Here is a 16464-nt window from a genome sequence, read left to right on the forward strand (position 1 = left end):
ACAGCCCTTGCCGCTCCATACACCCCCCCACGCAACGGAGACCCCACCATGCACCTCGACGGATCCTGCCACTGCGGCCGCGTGAGGTTCTCGGTTCAGTCCCACGAACCCGCACCCTTCATGCGCTGCTATTGCTCCATCTGCCGCAAGACCGCTGGCACCGGCGGTTTTGCCATCAACCTGGGTGCGGATTACCGCACCTTCAAGCTGCATAAGGGCCGGGATGATCTGCGCGTCTACCGGGCCCACCTGGATGGCAAGGAAAGCACCGGCCAACGGCATTTCTGCGGCCATTGCGGTACCGCCTTGTGGCTGTATGACGAGAGCTGGCCCGACCTGGTGCATCCGCACGCGGGCGCCATCGACACGCCATTGCCAGTGCCGCCCGCACACGTCCACATGATGCTGGGCTCCAAACCGGAATGGGTGGAAGTCGCCGCCACCAAGGGCGACGAGCGCTTCGACGAGTACCCGAAGGAATCACTCGCCGACTGGCATCGGCGGCACGGCCTGTAGCCGCGGCCGCCAACGGGAAACGTCAAAGGCCACGGACCCACCACCGGTCGGTCCGTGTCTACAGGGTGGCCTACTTCTTCGGCGGGAAACCGGGTACGCCGGGGATCCCGGGGAACAGGTTCCCGGCTTTCTCGAACTGCTCCTGCATCTGCAGGAACAGGTTCTTGGACTGCTCCAGATAGTTGCCCATCAGGCCCTGCATCACCGGCGCCTGCCCGCTCATGAACTGCGTCCACAGTTCCGGATTGAAGGCGGCGCCCTGGCTCTGCTCGGTAAATCGAGCCTGCATGTCGGTGAAGGTCTGCAGGTTCTTCTCCAGGTAGGCGCCCATCATTCCCTGCATGGCATGGCCGTAGAACCGGATGATCTGCGCCAGCAGCGGCGTGGAGAACATGGGCATGCCGCCCATCTCCTCCTCCAGGATGATCTGCAGCAGGATGGATCGGGTCAGCTCTTCGCCGGTCTTGGCATCGCGAACTTCAAAGTGCACCCCCTCCAGCACCATCTTCTTGACGTCCGCCAAGGTGATGTAGCTGCTGGTGTGGGTGTCGTAAAGCCGACGGTTGGGGTATTTCTTCAGCACCCGCAGGCCCTTGGGCTGCGTGCTGTCTTCGGTGCCAGGGGCGGTCTTTCCGCGTCGGGCCGTCACCATGTGGTTGTCTCCTCTTGGGGTTTGAAGCCATTCTAGGAGGCCGTCTGCCGGCACCCTGACACGTGTTTTCCCCTGATGTGCGCGTGGCGGCACCGGTCTGGGGCGCCCGCGAGGACCGCCTTCAGGTGCTGTCCCGCGCAATGATCTCGAACCCGACATCGATGTGCCGGGCCTTGGTGGGGTCCGGCTTGCGCTCCGCTCGTTCGATGATGAAGCGCGCGGCCTGCCGGCCGATGGCCGTGCCGTCGATGCGCACCGTGGTGAGCGAAGGCGACATGTCCACCGCCATCGCCAGGTCACCAAAACCGATCACCGCCAGATCCTGCGGAATCCGCAGGCCGCGCGACTGGGCCTCCAGCATCACCCCCACGGCCAGCGAATCCGAACTGCAGAACACCGCGTCCACATCGGGGTACTGCGCCAGCAGTTCGGTCAGGCCGCGCCGGCCGCTGCCCAGCGTGGTCGGCGTGGCCATCTTGGCAATCGGCACCTCGGGCAGGCCAAGTTCCTGGGCCTTCTCCTGAAAGGCCAGGAAGCGCCGCTGGGCCCGCTCGTCACTGCCCGCCACACCGGCCAGGCGGCGATAACCCCGCTTCACCAGGAAGTCCGCGACGCTGCGGCCCACCTCCACATGGGAGAAGCCCACCAGCATGTCGATCGGATCGTCGCTCTGGTCCCAGGTCTCCACCACCGGCACGCCGGCCGACCGCAACCGCAACCGCGCCTGCTGCGAGTGGCTGGTGCCGGTCAGCACCAGGCCGTCGGGGCGGCGGCCGATCATGGCGTTCAGCCAGTCGTCTTCACGGGCGTTGTCATAGCCAGTCTGGCCCAGCAAGACCTGGTAGCCGGCCTGGAACAGGGACTCGGTGAGGCTCTGTACGGTCTCCAGGAACACCAGGCCCGCAATCGTGGGCACGGCCACCCCCACCATGCGGCTGCGCATGGAGGACAAGGCACCAGCCAGCAGGTTGGGCACATAACCCGTGCTGCGCACGGCCGCCGTCACGCGTTCGCGAACTTCCGCCGACACCTGGTTCGGCGAGTTCAGCGCGCGCGAGGCGGTGATCGGCGCCACGCCCGCCAGTTTGGCCACGTCGCGCAGGGTGACCGCACCACTGCCTTTTCGGCGGCGGGGTCGGGAGAGGCTTTCAGCATCGGACATTGGCGCCGATCATAGAGGGCGCCAGCCCCCCATCCCGGGCTGCACGGCTGGGGAGACGACTCTTGCATGGCAGGCGCACCACAGCACCCAGGCGACAGACAGCCGCGTCAGCGTGTGGCAAGCAAGCAGCGGCGCCGGGGCCGCCAAAACATCAGGCCGCCTTCGCCTCGTCCAGCGCCAACACCCCGGTGCGGTCACGGCAGGCATCGATGTAATCCACCAGCGCCGTAGAGTCATTTGGAAACTTGCGGGCGAACAGGATCTCGCCGGGTCCGTTGTAGTTTTCCGGTGGGAACTGGCGGTTGTGCATCACTTCCTTCACCAACTCCATTCGGAAGGTTTCCGGGCTGGCCTTGCCCGGCAGCCAGTAGTTGCGGGTGACGTTGCGGGCCACCTGGGGCAGGAAGGGGGAGTTGCCCACGATGGTGTGGATGAAGGTCTCATCCGCGCACACCGTGGTGGAGAAATAGTGGCTCAGCTCTTGATGCGTATCCACGAAGTTCAGCACGTGCTCGACACACGGGCGGGTCAGCGCCCACCAGGTGGCACCGCCATAGGGCTGCAGGCCTTCCAGGTGTTGGTGGTAATCCCGCCATTCCTTCACCAGTCCGGCCTTGAGGAGCGCTCGCTCCAGATAACGGAAGGGGCCAGGCCGGGCCACGCGTTGGGCGATGCGCGATTCCGGCTTGCCCTGCTTGGCATTGGGCATCTCGACCAGATTGAGGAACTCCGCGCGCGGCCGGCGCTCGAAGAAGTCGTGCACATACGCCATGCTGTGGACCGGATAGTCCACGCCGCTGAGCAGCACAAAGCGTTCGATGGGTTCGGGCGCCGCAGCGGCCGTTCGCATCAACTCGAGAATGGCCTCCACTTGCGAATAGTCGCCCCAATGCACGGCAATGCGATTTGGCGTGAATCGCACGCCTTCCGCGGCCAACGACTCAAAGTCCGACATCCTGGACTTTTTGTCGATGTGCATGAACAGCAATGCATCGGGATGGCGCAGGCCATTGACCAGACGGCGCAGGTGATCAGGCGCGTTGTGGACCAGGAGCAGGTAAGCGATTTTCATGGGCGGACTCTTCCCAGCGGTTGAAGCACTGCGAGGCGCTAGCCCCGTGCATCAGCCCTCCCATGACGATGGGAGAGGGAAAAGCCCGAGGAAGCGGAGAAGCGGCCGTGACATGGACGGCCCGACATTTTTTTGACTACCAGCACAGGGGAGGCGGCGCGGGCAGTCGGTTGGGATGGCAATCGATGTGCCGCCCGTTTCTGCCCGTCGGAAGTCCCGCCGCCAGTCTGTGGCACAGGCCTTGCACGATTCATGACATGTCGGGCCTGATTCGCGGGTGCGCTGTCACTCTTTCTTGCGACTTTCCTCCTGCCGATGCGGCAAGAGGGGGTGGCCTGTCGCCTGCAGTGTTTGGCGGCGACAGTCCCTCCTTCATCGGCCCCTGCGGCAGCCACTCCCGTGTGAGCCAGACGGGTGACCAAGAACTGCATGACGCGGGTCGGGCGCCGCATGACCCTCAACGCAAAGGCCATCAAGTGCAGGCCGATGCACACAAACGGCCTTGCACGCATGCAATCGCGCACAAGTCGCACCGGCAAGGTGCCGGGCCCCGCACCATCTTCCCCATGACCCATTCCAGGAGCATTGAATGACTCGTCTTGCCGTCACCGAAAAGATCATCGCCACCAAGGTGGCCAAGGGCCTCAAGTGGTCGGACATTGCACGTGAGGTCGGCCTGAGCAAGGAGTGGGTCACCGCCGGCTGCCTGGGCCAGATGACCTTTGATGATGCGCAGGCCGCCACACTGGCCACCCTCTTCGACCTCACCGAAGCAGAGACGCAGTGGTTGAAGGTCGTGCCCTACAAGGGCAGCCTGCCCGGCGCCGTGCCTACCGATCCGCTGGTCTACCGCTTCTATGAGCTGGTCAGCGTCTACGGCACGACGTTCAAGGAGCTCATCCATGAGGAGTTCGGCGACGGCATCATGAGTGCCATCGACTTCCGCATGGACCTGCAGCGCGAGCCCGACCCCAAGGGGGACCGCGTCAGCATCGTGATGAGCGGAAAGTTCCTGCCCTACAAGACCTATTGACGGGCTGCGCTAGCATCGCCCGATGCATTTCTACGAACCTCGTCAAGGTCATGGGCTGCCCCATGACCCCTTCAACGCCATCGTCGGGCCGCGCCCTATCGGCTGGATCGCCAGCCATGACGCGGCAGGCGTTCTCAACCTGGCGCCGTACAGTTTCTTCAACGGGTTCAACTACACCCCGCCCATCGTGGGTTTTGCCAGCCTGGGCCGCAAGGACACGGTCCGCAACATCGAGGCGACCGGTGAATTTGTGTGGAACCTGGTGACGCGAGACCTGGCCGAAGCGATGAACGCCAGTTGTGCGGCGGTGCCGCCGGAGGTCAATGAGTTCGAGCTGGCGGGCCTGGAGACCGCGCCCTCACGCCTCGTGGGGGTGCCCCGCGTGGCGGCCAGCCCGGTCGCCTTCGAATGCCGGCTGACCCAGATCATCCAGTTGCAGGACGCGAACGGTCAGGGCTTGAGCACCTGGCTCACCCTTGGCGAGGTGGTGGGGGTGCACATCAGCGAGCATTTGCTGGTCGATGGTGTCTACGACACGGCAGCAGCCCACCCGGTGCTGCGCGGCGGCGGGCCGTCGGACTACTTCGAGCTGGGGCCACGGTTCAGGATGAAGCGCCCCTGAGCGCAGCTTCCCACCGGCAAAAGGTAGTTGCGGCCGTCCCCCTGGCATCGACCACCTGGGAACCCTTCATCATCAGGCGGCCCGAGCGCCATGCCGCAAGGTCAGCAGGGTGCCCAGGGTGATGGCGGTGGCTGCAAACGCCGGGCCGCCCAAGGCTCCCATGTGATCCACCAGCACGCCGCCACCAATGGCGCCGCTGGCAATGGCCACCTGGAAGGCCGCCACCAGCAGGCCGCCCGCGCCTTCCGCCTGGTCCGGCGCCACTCGCACGATCCAGGTCTGGAACCCGACCGGGAAGGCACCGAAGGCGAAGCCCCACAGCACCACCGCCACCGCCGTGACCCAGGCCGACGAGCCCGCCATCAGCAGCGAGACAGCCAGCAGCACGATCAGCGCGCCGCCACCCACGATGGCATGGCGCTCACTGCGCTCCGCCACGAAGCCGCCCGCCAGGTTGCCAAAGAAGCCGCCCACGCCATAACCCAGCAGCACTGCCGAGATGGCAGAGACCGAAAGATGGGTGACGTTCTCCATCAGCGGGCGGATGTAGGTGAACCCGGCGAAATGCCCCGAGATGACCAGCAGCACCGCCAGCAAGGCCACCCGCACACCCGGTCGGCCCAGCAGTTCGCCCAACACCTTCAGGCTGGGGTTGTCCCGCGGCGGCAGCGACGGCAGGGTCAGGACCTGCGAGGCCAAGGTCAGCACGCTGAGCACGCCGGCCGCGATAAAGGGGCTGCGCCATCCCCAGTGGTCTCCCATCCAGGCCCCGATGGGCGCGGCACAGACAGTGGCCACGGACACGCCGCTCAAGATCAGTGACATGGCACGCGCAAACAGCCGGTCCGGCACCAGCCGCATGGCCAGCGCTGCGGCCATGGACCAGAAACCACCCAGCGCCACGCCCAGGATCACGCGCGCCGTCAGCAGGGTCGGCAGGCTGGAGGCGGTCGCGGCCAGGGCGTTGGAGACCAGCAACAGCAAGGTCAGCACGATCATGACCAGCCGGCGGTCGAAACGGCGCGTCAGCAGAGGAATGGAGGGCGCGGCCACCGCACCCACAAGCGCCGTGGCGGTCACCGTCTGGCCCGCAGCGCCCGCACTCACGCCCAGATCAGTGGCGATGGCCGTCAGCAGGCTGGCAGGAAGAAATTCGGCGGTGACCAGTCCAAAAACCCCCAGCGTGAGGGAGCCAATGGCCACCCAGTGGGCATGCTCCGGCGCACCTGATGGGGGTGCCGGGGACTGGGCTTGATCGGCGTCAAGGCAGTTACTGCAGGAAGTAGTCACAGCGTGGGTAAGGTGAAATGCAATGGCTCCCAGCTTAGGGATAGTATTCAGGCGTTTCCATGTCGGAAGAGCCGAAATGCTTGACCATTCCTCCAGAAAGCCACCCTTCCCCATCGGACCGGACCGCTCAGCTCACACCACGGCACCCGCGCCAGCCACCCCGTTGAAGCCGGCCGACCTGCTGACCCAGATCCTGCTGAGCCTGCGCCTGGAGGGCGTTGAATACGGCCGCTGCCTTCTGCGGGCACCGTGGGCAGTGGCTTATCCCGCCAGCCAGGAGGCGCATTTCCACTTCGTGGCCCATGGCAGTTGCTGGCTGCGCACGCCGGGCAGCGAATGGCAGCAACTCAAGACCGGCGATGCGGTGTTGTTGCCCCGCGGCAGCCTGCACATTCTGGCCAGTTCCCCGGAGGTGCCCATCGTGGACATCCACACACTGCCGCGCCGGCCGGTGGCGGACAAGCTGTTTGTGTTGACGGGTGAACCTGCCCACCTCAGCCCCGCTGGGATGGCTGCCCCTCAAGCGTCGGAGACCGCCGTGGACACCGACGTGCTGTTCTGCGGTGCCATGCGTTTCAATATGGACCCGCTTCATCCCCTGATGGCGATGATGCCGGACGTGATGCAGGCCAACGACCTGGCCCAGCGCGATCCGACCGTGCCCATGCTGCTGGAGGCCATGGAACGCGAGGTGTCGCTGGATCGTGTGGGGGCCTGCGGCATCCTGGCCCGGATGGCGGATGTCCTGGCGGCAAGCATCATCCGCGCCTGGGTGGAGTGCGCCTGCAACAGCGCCAGCGGCTGGATTGCCGCCGTGCAATGCCCGAACATCGGCAAGGTAATGGCCGCCATCCATGCCCAGCCCGAGCGCCCCTGGAGCGTGCCGGAACTGGCGGAGCTGATGGGGGCCTCCCGCTCACGATTTGCAGAGGCCTTTACCCGCACGGTGGGCGAAAGCCCCGCCAAATACGTCGCCAAGATCAAGATGTTCCAGGCGCGCCACTGGATCTCGCAAGAGGGCATGCGCGTGGCCGTGGCGGCAGACCGGCTGGGTTATGACTCGGAGGCGTCCTTCAGCCGGGCCTTCAAGCGCATCGTGGGGCAGGCCCCGGGCAGCTTGAGGCGCTCCACGTCAGGCCGGGCCTTGCATCTCTAATCGTCCTTCAGGGTGTAAGCCACCACGTAGTCACCACGATCCAGAGATTGCCTGCCGCCGCCAGCCGTCACCAGCACGTATTGCTTGCCGGTCTTGGCGGACTGGTAGCTGATCGGCCCGCCCTGGCTGCCCACGGGCAAGCGGCTCTTCCACAACTCCTTGCCGGTGGCGCTGTCAAAGGCACGCAGGTAGTAATCCTGCACACCAGCGATGAACACCAGGCCGCCCTGGGTGGACAAGGTCCCCCCCAGCGTCGGCATGCCGACCGGCATGGGGAGATGCATCTTGATGCCCAGCGGCCCGGTGTCCTGCACGGTGCCCACCGGCACCTGCCAGACGATCTGCCGGGTCTTCAGGTTGATGGCGGACAAGGTACCAAACGGGGGCGCCTGGCACGGGATGCCCGCCGGCGACAGGAAACGGTTCTTGTTGACCGCATAGGGCGTGCCCTTGAGCGGCACCGCCCCCATGCCGGTGTTGACCGACTCCCCGCCGCTGGAGGCCGGCCCGCCAGTGGTGCGCTGCGGAATCATCTGGACCCACAAGCCCAGCCGCATGTCATTGACGAAAATGAAGTCGTGCACCGGGTCGGTGGAGATGCCGCCCCAGTTCATGCCCCCCAACGAACCGGGGAAGCTCAGCGACACATCAGTGCCCGGCGCGGTGTAGAGCCCCTGGTAGCGCATCTTCTTGAAGGCAATGCGGCACACCAGTTGATCCAGCGGGGTGGCGCCCCACATGTCCGACTCCGTCAACAGCGGCACGCCGATCTGCGGCATGCCCACCGATCGGGGCTGCGTCTTCGGATAGGGTTCATTGGGAATGTCCGCCGGCTGCACCGGTGTTTCCTCCACCGCCGTCAGCGGCCGCCCGGTCTTGCGGTCCAGCACCCAGATCTGGCCCGCCTTGGTGCCGATCACCACCGCCGGTACCCGCGAGCCCTCCGCCGTGGGGAAGTCGATCAGGCTGGGCTGCATCGGCATGTCGAAGTCCCAGAGGTCGTTGCGCACCGCCTGGAAGACCCACCGTTCCTCGCCGGTGGTGGCATCCACGGCCAGCACGGAGGCGCCGTACTTGTGGTCCTGCGGCGTCCGCTCCACACCGTAGAGGTCGGTGGAGGCACTGCCCATGGGCAGGAACACCATGTTCAAGGCGGGGTCGTAGGACATCGGCGCCCAGGAATTGGGGGTGCTGCGCACATAACTCCGCCCCTGGGCGGGTGCCTTCTTGTCGTCGGGGTTGCCGGGGTCGAAGGCCCACCGCATGGCGCCGGTGATGACATCAAAACCCCGGATGACGCCGCCCGGCATGTCCGCCTGCACGTTGTCCGCCACCCGGCCACCCACCACCACGGTGGTGCCGGCCATCAGCGGCGGAGAGGTCAGTTGGTAGAACGGGTCCGGCGCGTCACCCAGGCCGGCCTTGAGATCGACCTGGCCGTTGTTGCCAAAGCCCTGGCAGCGCTGGCCGGTGTCCGCATCCACGGCGATCAGTCGCGCATCGATGGTGTTGGTCAGCAGGCGGCGCTGGCAGTTGACGCCCGTGGGCAGCGAGACCGCCTGCGCGGCGGGAGCCCCGGCCTGAGCCGGCTGCTGCAGCGGCGCATTCACATCGAAGTAGGCCAGGCCACGGCAGCGCTGCCAGACCTTGGACTGGGCGTTCACTTCATGGCGCCACAGTTCCTGGCCAGTGTCCATGTCCACCGCGATGAGGTTGTTATGCGGCGTGCACAGGTAGATGCGCCCACCGATCTGCAGCGGTGTGAGCTGGTCTTCCGCGCCGTTGCCATCACTCTGGGCGATATCGCCGGTACGGTAGGTCCAGGCCACCTTCAGTTGGCTGACGTTGGAGCGATTGACCTGATCCAGCGCGACGAAGCGGCTGCCGCCCACGGTGTTGCCGTAGTGGGCCCAGTCCTTCTGCGCAGCGCCTGCCGGCACGGGGGTCAGGCCTGGCCCGTCGCCGGTGGCCGGTATCGGCGGGTGGGGCACAAAAGCGGAAGCGAAGGCCAGTGCCAACCCGACGGCGATGACGATGGCCAGCACATGGGTGCCCCGGCGCGAGCCCGGCGGGGGGATGGATGCCGAGGGGGCAGCGGGAGCAGCCGAAGCGACGCGCTCGCCGGAGCGCAGCAACCATGGGTAGATGATGGCCACCAGAAGCGCCATCGCGCCGAAGGCGAACAGCCGCGAGAACAGCGGCCAGAACACCAGCCCCACATCCAGGACCGCCCAGACCACGGTGGCCGCCGCCGTCACGGCGAAGACCCAGGCACCGGTGGCACGGCTGCGGAAGATCAGCACCGCGGCGACCAGCAGCCCCAACCCGGCCAGCACGAAGTACAGGCTGCCCTTGAGGGTGACGAGGTAGGCGCCACCGATCAGCATGGGCGCCCCGAACGCCAGGAGCACCAGGCCCACCAGCCAGATCAACCAACGACGGATGCCCGCAGGCCCACGTGAACCGATCATCGCGCTCTCCAGGACCGGCCTACCGATCCAGTGATTCGATCGATTCTAGGGGGCACCCCGTGCACAAAGGAACCTCGGCTGAACTCCCCCGTTGCTGACGCGGTCCCATCGGACCGCAGGCACGGACACCGAGAGCGAAGCTCTGCATAATGCCCCGCGCGCTGCGGGGGTCAGGTCAGGCCCCTTCGGTCAGGACACCTCGCGGCACCAGGCATAGACGCTGCGCGGCTGCGCTTCAAACGCCTCGGGCGTGGTGAGCTTGATGGCATCGTGGGGTGCCTGCCGCACGTTGTCAGCGGCGCAGTGCGCAATGAGCGTGGCGCGGCCTGACGCATCGGCCTCCACGACGATGGCCACATGGCCGTGTCGCTCGCCGCTGTCCTTGGCGGGGTAGACCACCAGGGCGCCCGGCACCGCACGGTCCAGACCCCGGAAGCGCTCGCCGGGCCCGGTGGCGTCCGCCCAGATGCTGTCGGTGAAGATCCATCCCGCTGCGTCGGTGTAGGGTGCGGGCGAGGCGGCCAGGCGAGAAAAGCCCAGCGCCCAACAGACAAAACCCGAGCAGTCGCAGGCATCCATCACCAGACTGCTGTCCTTCACATCAATCCCCATTTCTGCCGCCAGCGGCGCCAGTTCCTCGCGCTGCTCGCGCGGCAGCGTGGGCCAGAGGCGGCCCACTGCGAGACGGGTGGACGGAAGGCGAGCGCGAGGATCCCGGCCGCCTTCAGAGAGCCAATAGAGCGTGCCGTGCCCAGTCGCGGCGCGGGCGCGAGTGAGGAGCTGGTCAACCGAGATCATGGAAGGCCTCCAGGTGAACTGAGGCTCGAATGTCGCCGCGCCTGGGCGTGGGGGCAATAGCGCAAAGGCGTGATGCCCCCCGGGTCGATTTCGACCAGAATCAGTCCATGAACCCCTCGTCGCCGCACTCTCCGCTCACTCGCGTGCTGATCGTGGAAGACGAGCCGGAGTTCCTGCGCCGGTTTTCCGAAGCCGTGCTCGCAGACGAGGCGCTGAGCCTGATGGCGGCCGTCTCCAGCGCCGCCGCCGCGCTGGCCGTCATCGCCGCGACACCGCCCGATGTGGTGCTGCTCGACCTGGGCCTGCCGGACCGCAACGGCATCGACGTCATCCGCGAGGTGGCCAGCCGCTGGCCTGAATGCGAAGTCTTGGTTGTCACCATGTTCGGTGACGACGACCACGTTTTCGAGGCTCTGGCCGCCGGAGCCAGCGGCTATCTGCTCAAGGATTTCCGCGTGGAACGCATCGCCGCCAGCATCCACGACCTGCGGGCTGGGGGTGCCCCCATCACGCCCAGCATCGCGCGCCGGGTACTGGCTCGCATGCGGGCGCCGCCGGCCGCTTCGCCCTCGGGCTCGCCCATCGGGGCGTCCACCGGGTCTGCGGTGGCGCCGGGATCCACCGCTGAAGACGCGCTGATCGCCTCCACGCGGGCCGCAAGCAACACGGGCGTCGAGGCCCTCGGCACGGATTCGCTGCTGACCCCGCGCGAGATCGAGCTGCTCAAGCTGACCGCCAAGGGCCTGAGCTTCGACACCGTGGCGGAACTGCTGGGCATCTCGCCCCACACCGTGGTGGCCCATGTGAAGAAGATCTACCGCAAGCTGGCCGTTCACTCGCGCAGCGAGGCGGTGTACGAGGCCACGCAGATGGGGCTGCTGTGACATGCGGCGCCTGCTGATCGGCGCCATCGCGCTGGGGGCGGCGGTGCTGCTGATCGCATGGCAGGCCGCCCCGTCACCGCCGCAAGAAGCCACTGTGCTGACGTTCGCGCAGGCGCACACGCAGGACAGTGCCTCCCCAGACCCCTCGGCGCTTGGCAGCGTCTGGCAGCCCATTCGCCTGCCCGTCAGCCAACCCGCCGCAGCGGGCAGCCCGCCCAGCGCCGCGTGGTTCCGCATGGAATTCGAAGCCGCCGCCACGCCACAGGGCTTCTGGGCGGTGCTGCTGCCCTACCTGTACGGTGGCGGCGAGGTGTGGCTGAACGGGCGCTTGATCGGGGACATTCCGGTCTCCACCGATGCCGTCCACGTCCGCTGGGAGCGGCCACACCTCGTCTCGATTCCGGCAGGGGTGCTGCAGCCCGGCACCAACTCGCTGTGGGTCCATGCCGTGCCCGTGGAAGGTGAGACGGTGCTGAACGTGCCGCGCTTTCGCATCGGTCCCCTGGATGATCTGCGCCCGCTGTATGACCGGCGCTTTTTCTGGGTGCACACGCTGCCGGAGCTCACCATTGGCGGCTGCCTGGTGGTGTCGGTGCTGGTGTTGCTCATCTGGTGGCGCCTGCCGGAAGAGGTCCTGTACGGCTGGTTCGGCGTGGCCACGCTGCTCTGGGGCATCCGGACCCTCACCTTCGTGATGGAGGTCATGCCGCCGGATCGATGGCCGTGGTGGCGGCTGCTGTATGTCACCAGCACCGGCGGCTTCATTGTGGTGATGGCCTTGTTTGCCGCGCGGCTGGCCGGGCTGCGACAGCCCTGGCTGGAGCGAGGGCTGTTGCTCTACTGGCTGGCGGGGCCGCTGTGGTTCGTGATGGCCGGGCTGGGCAACGATGCGCAGGTCAACCGCATCTGGGTGGCGGGCCTGATCCCTGTGGGCATCGCCGCCGTCGTGGTGGCGTTCGTCTCCACATGGCGGCAGCGCACCTGGTCGTCCGCCTGGTTGCCGCTGGCCTTGCTGGTGGCCACCGTGTCCGGGGTCCATGACTATCTGGTGGTGTGGCACCCCCAGCTCTTTGCGGGCCTGGCCCCTGGTTGGGCGGCCGAGCGCTACTTCCTGCTGCACCATGGCGCCAACTTCCTGCTGCTGACGATGGGGGGCGTGCTGTCGGCGCGCTTTGTCAGCAGCGTGCGTGGCTTGCGGGAACTCAATGAGACGCTGGAGTCCCGCGTTGCCGACCGGGAACGGGCACTGGCCGCGAACTACGCCCGCCTGGCCGAACTGGAGCGCGAACATGCGGCCGCGCAGGAGCGGCGGTTGATCATGCGCGAGATCCATGATGGGTTGGGGTCCAAACTCTTCACCACCCTCTCCCGGGTGGAGCGCGGCGTCATGGCCGCACCGGACATGGCGGCCTCGCTGCGGGCCTGCATCTCCGACATGCGCCTCGCCCTGGATGCCCTGGCACCGGACGATCAGGACCTGCTCACCGCCCTTGGCGACTTCATGTTCCGATGGCAGGCGGAGCTGCAAGCCGCCGGCCTGCGCTGTGAATGGGCCATGGATGTGCCCGACGAAGGGTTGCCGCTGGCGCCGCACACAACGCTGCAGATCTTGCGGATCGCTCAGGAAGCCCTCACCAACGTGGTCAAGCATGCGCAGGCGACGCGGGTGGACCTGCTGCTGCAGCAGACCGGCACGGTGGTCACCCTCTCCATTGGCGACGACGGTGTCGGGCTGCCCTCGCCGGCTCGTGCGGGTGGCCGGGGGCTGGACAACATGCGGGCAAGGGCCGAACAACTGGGCGGATCGCTCCACATCAGCCCGCGGCAGGACGGCGGGACATGCGTGGTGTTGACGGTGCCGCAGGCGATGGCTGCGGCTTCTGCTGCCCATTGAGGCCATCCCGCAAAGACGGGATGCCGTTACGCCAAGGCGGTATGGCGCAGTAGCCGCCCGTTTTCTAGATTGGGGCACTCACCCAGATAAACGCGGGAGCATCTTCATGGCCAACTTTCCCATCATCCGTGACGAGCTGGTCGTCAATCAGGCCGTGCAGGACTTCTACAACAGCTTTGACGGCGACGGGGCCGTCTTCCTGCTGGCAAGGGTGGTCAGGTTCGCCAACGATTTTCCGGTGCTCGAAATCCAGCATCGGCCGCTGGTCATCATTGCGGATCAGTACATCGGCACAGGTGGCCGCATCAATGCCAGCGGCTCGCTCAAGCCGCAGGCGTTGGAGGACCCGGCGCTGGATGGCGCGAACGGGGCGGATGCCCGATTCCGGACTGCCGGGGGACAGACCATCCCCGTATCCGCAGGCAAGGATGGCAGGAATGGCCATGCGGGACGAGACGGTCAGCCGGGTTGCAACGTGACACTGATGTGCCGCAGCGGCATCGACGTCCGGATCGACGCCTCCGGAACGTCCGGCACGCGGGGCGGCAACGCCGGGCGCGGTGGCAACGGGGGCGACGGGTGGTATGGGCGCCAGGATGATAACGGGGCGGTGGTCGGCGCCTATGACGGAACGCACGGCGGCCGTGGCGGCAGCGGTGGCGCCGGAGGGAACGGCGGCTCAGGTGGCGTGCTGACCTTGATCTCCGCGTCGCCCATCCATCAACCGACCTTGATCAACGACAACGGTGCAGGCGGCGAAGGTGGCAAGGGGGCGGTCTTCGGACAGGACGGCCGCTTGTGTCCCGACCCCATCCGTACGGAGGAGAATGCACCCTGGCGCGGAACTGACGGCGCCCATGGCGTGAGTGGCAACGCCCCGCCGCCCGCGATCACGGTGTTGCCCGAGGCGGCGTATGGGCCGCAGATGCTGGCCTTGCTGGATTCGGACCCCGTGTTCAACTTCGCCAACTTCTGGGCCCCTTTCCGGATCGCGATGGGGGAGTACCACTTCCGCCAATTCAAGCCCGAAGCCCAGCCGGACGACGGCAAGGGCCGGCTGGCCGCCGCCGAATTCAAGGCCGCGCTCCTGCTGCAAAACGACAACCCGGACGCACGTCGCCTGCTCGACATGCTGGAGGCCGGGCTGACACCCGTGGGCCAGCCCCGCGACGTGGATGTGGTGCCCGAGTTCGAACGCTATCTCTCGGCCTTCACTGACTTCGCCCCGCTGATCAGCGGCTTTTTCAACCAGGGCCTGACCGAGATGCTGGTATCCACCCAGCTGAACGCCATCCGGAATCTGGCGGTGAGCCAGAAGATGATCGTGCAGGACGCCTTGGCCAGCGTGCAGGACGACCTCGGCATTCTCAAGCGTGAGCAGAAGGATGCCATCAGCGAGACCGAATGGCTGCAACAACAGCTTGACCAGGTGGCCGCCGAGATACGGGCCGCCATGGCAACCATGCGGGAGGAGCCGTTCAGCGTCGGGGACGTCCTGGGGGTCGTGGCCGGTATTGCCGAGGCGGTGGTGGCCGTCATCGGCGCGATTCCCTCAGCCGGTGCCAGCCTCGTCGCGCTGGTGCCGGCAGTCATCTCCCTGACCTCTGCCGTCATGGACACCAGCGATCCAGTCGGCAAGGCACTGTTCAAGAGCGATGACAAGGATGTGGCCAAGATCAAGACTGCCTATGAGAAGGTGGACAAGGACGTGAAGGCGGTGGTGGCGGCGGGCAAGGCCATCGTCAACTTCGTGACGGTCATCCAGAAGCTCGACGAAGGCAAGACCGAGCAGAACGCACCGTCCGTCGAGCTGGTGAAACGTGGCGTGGAGCTCGCGCATCAGTTGCTGCTGGCCAAGAACCAGGTCGCCATCGGCGAGCAAAAGCGCAAGGCGCATGAAGGCCGCGTGGGCCGACTACAGCAGACCCTCGCCTTCATCGCCAGTGCAGAAGAAGGCATCGAAGACGATGCCCTGATCATCCGGTCGACCGGCCTGGGGGCCATTGAGGCCGCCCTTGCGCAGGTCGATACGCTGTTGAGCTTTGCCTTCTTCGCTGCTCGATCGCTGAAGATCTATACCTTGGCGGAGCCACCCCCGGTCGCCATGGACGCGGGACGCATCCATCCGGACCTGACCCGCGCGTATTCGGACGGCATGCCGGATGCGGCTCGGGCGTTGGTGCCGGCCTACCAGGCCTCATGGAACCAGTTGCTCCAGGTGAGCTCGCTGCAAGCGGCCTATCTGAATTACCTGCGGCGGCCGGCGCATGCCGACACGGTGCGGCTGTCCTTTACCGAGGCCGGCACACCAGGTCCGTTTGCGACGTTCAAGCGCACCGGCACCCTGCCCTTCACGATGTCGCTGGACGCCCTGGCAGCGAACGGTCGGGAGACCAAGGTGCGAGGCGTGGCTGTGGCGCTTGTCGGCGCCAGGACGGCCAGCGGGGTGGTGTCCTGCCAGATCCATCACGGCAGCCAGTACCTGCAGTTCGACGCGGATGGACGACTGGATACGCAACTGCTGGAAGCGAAATACGAAGTGCTGGTGGTGCCCGTCACGCCCTTGATGCTGGACGGCGTGGACTTCGGCGAAAACACGCCGCTCTCGGCGCCGTTGGCGCTGTCGTTTTGGGGCCGGGGCGTTGGCGGCCAATGGAGCCTGCGATTGCCGGCGGCACAGCCGCATGGAGAAGCGCTGGATCTGACCGAGCTAAGGCAAGTACAGGTGTGGATCGGCTATCAGTTCGCCGAGGGCCATTGAGCCCCGGCGGCGGCATGCGTTCATCGAAAAAAAAGCCCCGGCCAGAGCCGAGGCACCAACAGCGCGTCACAAAGTGATGTGCCGCACGCCCAGGGAGGCCGAGCGTGGAGCCGTGAGGCTCGGCGCGGATCTTAACCAGGCCTCCGCGCCATG

13 protein-coding genes are annotated in these 16464 nt (G+C 66.5%); 7 read left to right on the forward strand and 6 right to left on the reverse strand.

Annotated features, from left to right (window positions below; all coding sequences use genetic code 11):
• The first annotated feature begins 48 nt into the window (after positions 1-48).
• A complete protein-coding gene (locus tag BMY53_RS01815) occupies positions 49-516 on the forward strand; it encodes a GFA family protein (protein ID WP_092943016.1) in 468 nt (155 codons plus the stop codon).
• Positions 517-586: 70 nt separating this feature from the next.
• On the opposite strand, the gene phaR is transcribed toward BMY53_RS01815, so the two are convergent.
• From phaR to BMY53_RS01830, 3 genes are all read right to left on the reverse strand, one after another.
• Positions 587-1168 carry a polyhydroxyalkanoate synthesis repressor PhaR gene (phaR, locus tag BMY53_RS01820; RefSeq protein ID WP_092943018.1) on the reverse strand — a complete coding sequence of 194 codons (582 nt, stop codon included), beginning with the start codon at positions 1166-1168 and terminating at the stop codon, positions 587-589.
• A 121-nt stretch (positions 1169-1289) separates the two neighbouring features.
• On the reverse strand, positions 1290-2330 hold the full coding sequence (locus tag BMY53_RS01825; RefSeq protein ID WP_092943020.1) for a LacI family DNA-binding transcriptional regulator: 1041 nt from the start codon (positions 2328-2330) through the stop codon (positions 1290-1292).
• 151 nt (positions 2331-2481) lie between these two features.
• On the reverse strand, positions 2482-3402 hold the full coding sequence (locus tag BMY53_RS01830; RefSeq protein WP_092943022.1) for a beta-1,6-N-acetylglucosaminyltransferase: 921 nt from the start codon (positions 3400-3402) through the stop codon (positions 2482-2484).
• 589 nt (positions 3403-3991) lie between these two features.
• On the opposite strand from BMY53_RS01830, the gene cynS reads away from it, so the two are divergent.
• Both cynS and BMY53_RS01845 read left to right on the forward strand, forming a co-directional pair.
• Positions 3992-4435, forward strand: coding sequence for a cyanase (cynS, locus tag BMY53_RS01840; RefSeq protein WP_092943026.1), 444 nt, complete (start codon positions 3992-3994; stop codon positions 4433-4435).
• Between the two features lie 22 nt (positions 4436-4457).
• On the forward strand, positions 4458-5057 hold the full coding sequence (locus BMY53_RS01845) for a flavin reductase family protein (protein ID WP_092943028.1): 600 nt from the start codon (positions 4458-4460) through the stop codon (positions 5055-5057).
• A gap of 72 nt (positions 5058-5129) precedes the next feature.
• On the opposite strand, the gene BMY53_RS01850 is transcribed toward BMY53_RS01845, so the two are convergent.
• Positions 5130-6347, reverse strand: coding sequence for an MFS transporter (locus BMY53_RS01850; protein WP_092943030.1), 1218 nt, complete (start codon positions 6345-6347; stop codon positions 5130-5132).
• Between the two features lie 76 nt (positions 6348-6423).
• Between BMY53_RS01850 and BMY53_RS01855 the strand changes: the two genes are divergently transcribed.
• Positions 6424-7503: an AraC family transcriptional regulator gene (locus tag BMY53_RS01855; RefSeq protein ID WP_092943032.1), complete on the forward strand. Its 1080-nt coding sequence runs from the start codon at positions 6424-6426 to the stop codon at positions 7501-7503.
• Here BMY53_RS01855 and BMY53_RS01860 read toward each other — a convergent pair.
• Positions 7500-9974, reverse strand: a complete 2475-nt coding sequence (locus tag BMY53_RS01860) for a membrane-bound PQQ-dependent dehydrogenase, glucose/quinate/shikimate family (protein ID WP_092943034.1) — start codon at positions 9972-9974, stop codon at positions 7500-7502. The two genes, BMY53_RS01855 and BMY53_RS01860, sit on opposite strands and share 4 nt — an antisense overlap.
• Before the next feature lie 189 nt (positions 9975-10163).
• Positions 10164-10772, reverse strand: coding sequence for a CHAP domain-containing protein (locus BMY53_RS01865; RefSeq protein WP_092943036.1), 609 nt, complete (start codon positions 10770-10772; stop codon positions 10164-10166).
• A gap of 107 nt (positions 10773-10879) precedes the next feature.
• Between BMY53_RS01865 and BMY53_RS01870 the strand changes: the two genes are divergently transcribed.
• The 3 genes from BMY53_RS01870 to BMY53_RS01880 all read left to right on the forward strand — a co-directional run bounded on the left by BMY53_RS01870 (position 10880) and on the right by BMY53_RS01880 (position 16311).
• Positions 10880-11656: a response regulator gene (locus BMY53_RS01870; RefSeq protein WP_092943038.1), complete on the forward strand. Its 777-nt coding sequence runs from the start codon at positions 10880-10882 to the stop codon at positions 11654-11656.
• 1 nt (position 11657) lies between these two features.
• Positions 11658-13550: a sensor histidine kinase gene (locus BMY53_RS01875; protein WP_092943040.1), complete on the forward strand. Its 1893-nt coding sequence runs from the start codon at positions 11658-11660 to the stop codon at positions 13548-13550.
• 106 nt (positions 13551-13656) lie between these two features.
• Complete coding sequence (locus BMY53_RS01880) at positions 13657-16311, forward strand: hypothetical protein (protein WP_092943042.1); 2655 nt, start codon at positions 13657-13659, stop codon at positions 16309-16311.
• Positions 16312-16464: the final 153 nt, after the last annotated feature.

It is taken from the genome of Roseateles sp. YR242 (genome assembly GCF_900109745.1).
In the GTDB taxonomy this organism is placed as follows: Bacteria; Pseudomonadota; Gammaproteobacteria; order Burkholderiales; family Burkholderiaceae_C; genus Roseateles.

What these genes read in the sequence shown, in the direction of transcription:
- BMY53_RS01815 (WP_092943016.1), top strand. Translation starts at nt 49, where the DNA reads ATGCACCTCGACGGATCCTGCCACTGCGGCCGCGTGAGGTTCTCGGTT.
- phaR (WP_092943018.1), bottom strand. Translation starts at nt 1,168, where the DNA reads ATGGTGACGGCCCGACGCGGAAAGACCGCCCCTGGCACCGAAGACAGC.
- BMY53_RS01825 (WP_092943020.1), bottom strand. Translation starts at nt 2,330, where the DNA reads ATGTCCGATGCTGAAAGCCTCTCCCGACCCCGCCGCCGAAAAGGCAGT.
- BMY53_RS01830 (WP_092943022.1), bottom strand. Translation starts at nt 3,402, where the DNA reads ATGAAAATCGCTTACCTGCTCCTGGTCCACAACGCGCCTGATCACCTG.
- cynS (WP_092943026.1), top strand. Translation starts at nt 3,992, where the DNA reads ATGACTCGTCTTGCCGTCACCGAAAAGATCATCGCCACCAAGGTGGCC.
- BMY53_RS01845 (WP_092943028.1), top strand. Translation starts at nt 4,458, where the DNA reads ATGCATTTCTACGAACCTCGTCAAGGTCATGGGCTGCCCCATGACCCC.
- BMY53_RS01855 (WP_092943032.1), top strand. Translation starts at nt 6,424, where the DNA reads ATGCTTGACCATTCCTCCAGAAAGCCACCCTTCCCCATCGGACCGGAC.
- BMY53_RS01860 (WP_092943034.1), bottom strand. Translation starts at nt 9,974, where the DNA reads ATGATCGGTTCACGTGGGCCTGCGGGCATCCGTCGTTGGTTGATCTGG.
- BMY53_RS01865 (WP_092943036.1), bottom strand. Translation starts at nt 10,772, where the DNA reads ATGATCTCGGTTGACCAGCTCCTCACTCGCGCCCGCGCCGCGACTGGG.
- BMY53_RS01870 (WP_092943038.1), top strand. Translation starts at nt 10,880, where the DNA reads ATGAACCCCTCGTCGCCGCACTCTCCGCTCACTCGCGTGCTGATCGTG.
- BMY53_RS01875 (WP_092943040.1), top strand. Translation starts at nt 11,658, where the DNA reads ATGCGGCGCCTGCTGATCGGCGCCATCGCGCTGGGGGCGGCGGTGCTG.
- BMY53_RS01880 (WP_092943042.1), top strand. Translation starts at nt 13,657, where the DNA reads ATGGCCAACTTTCCCATCATCCGTGACGAGCTGGTCGTCAATCAGGCC.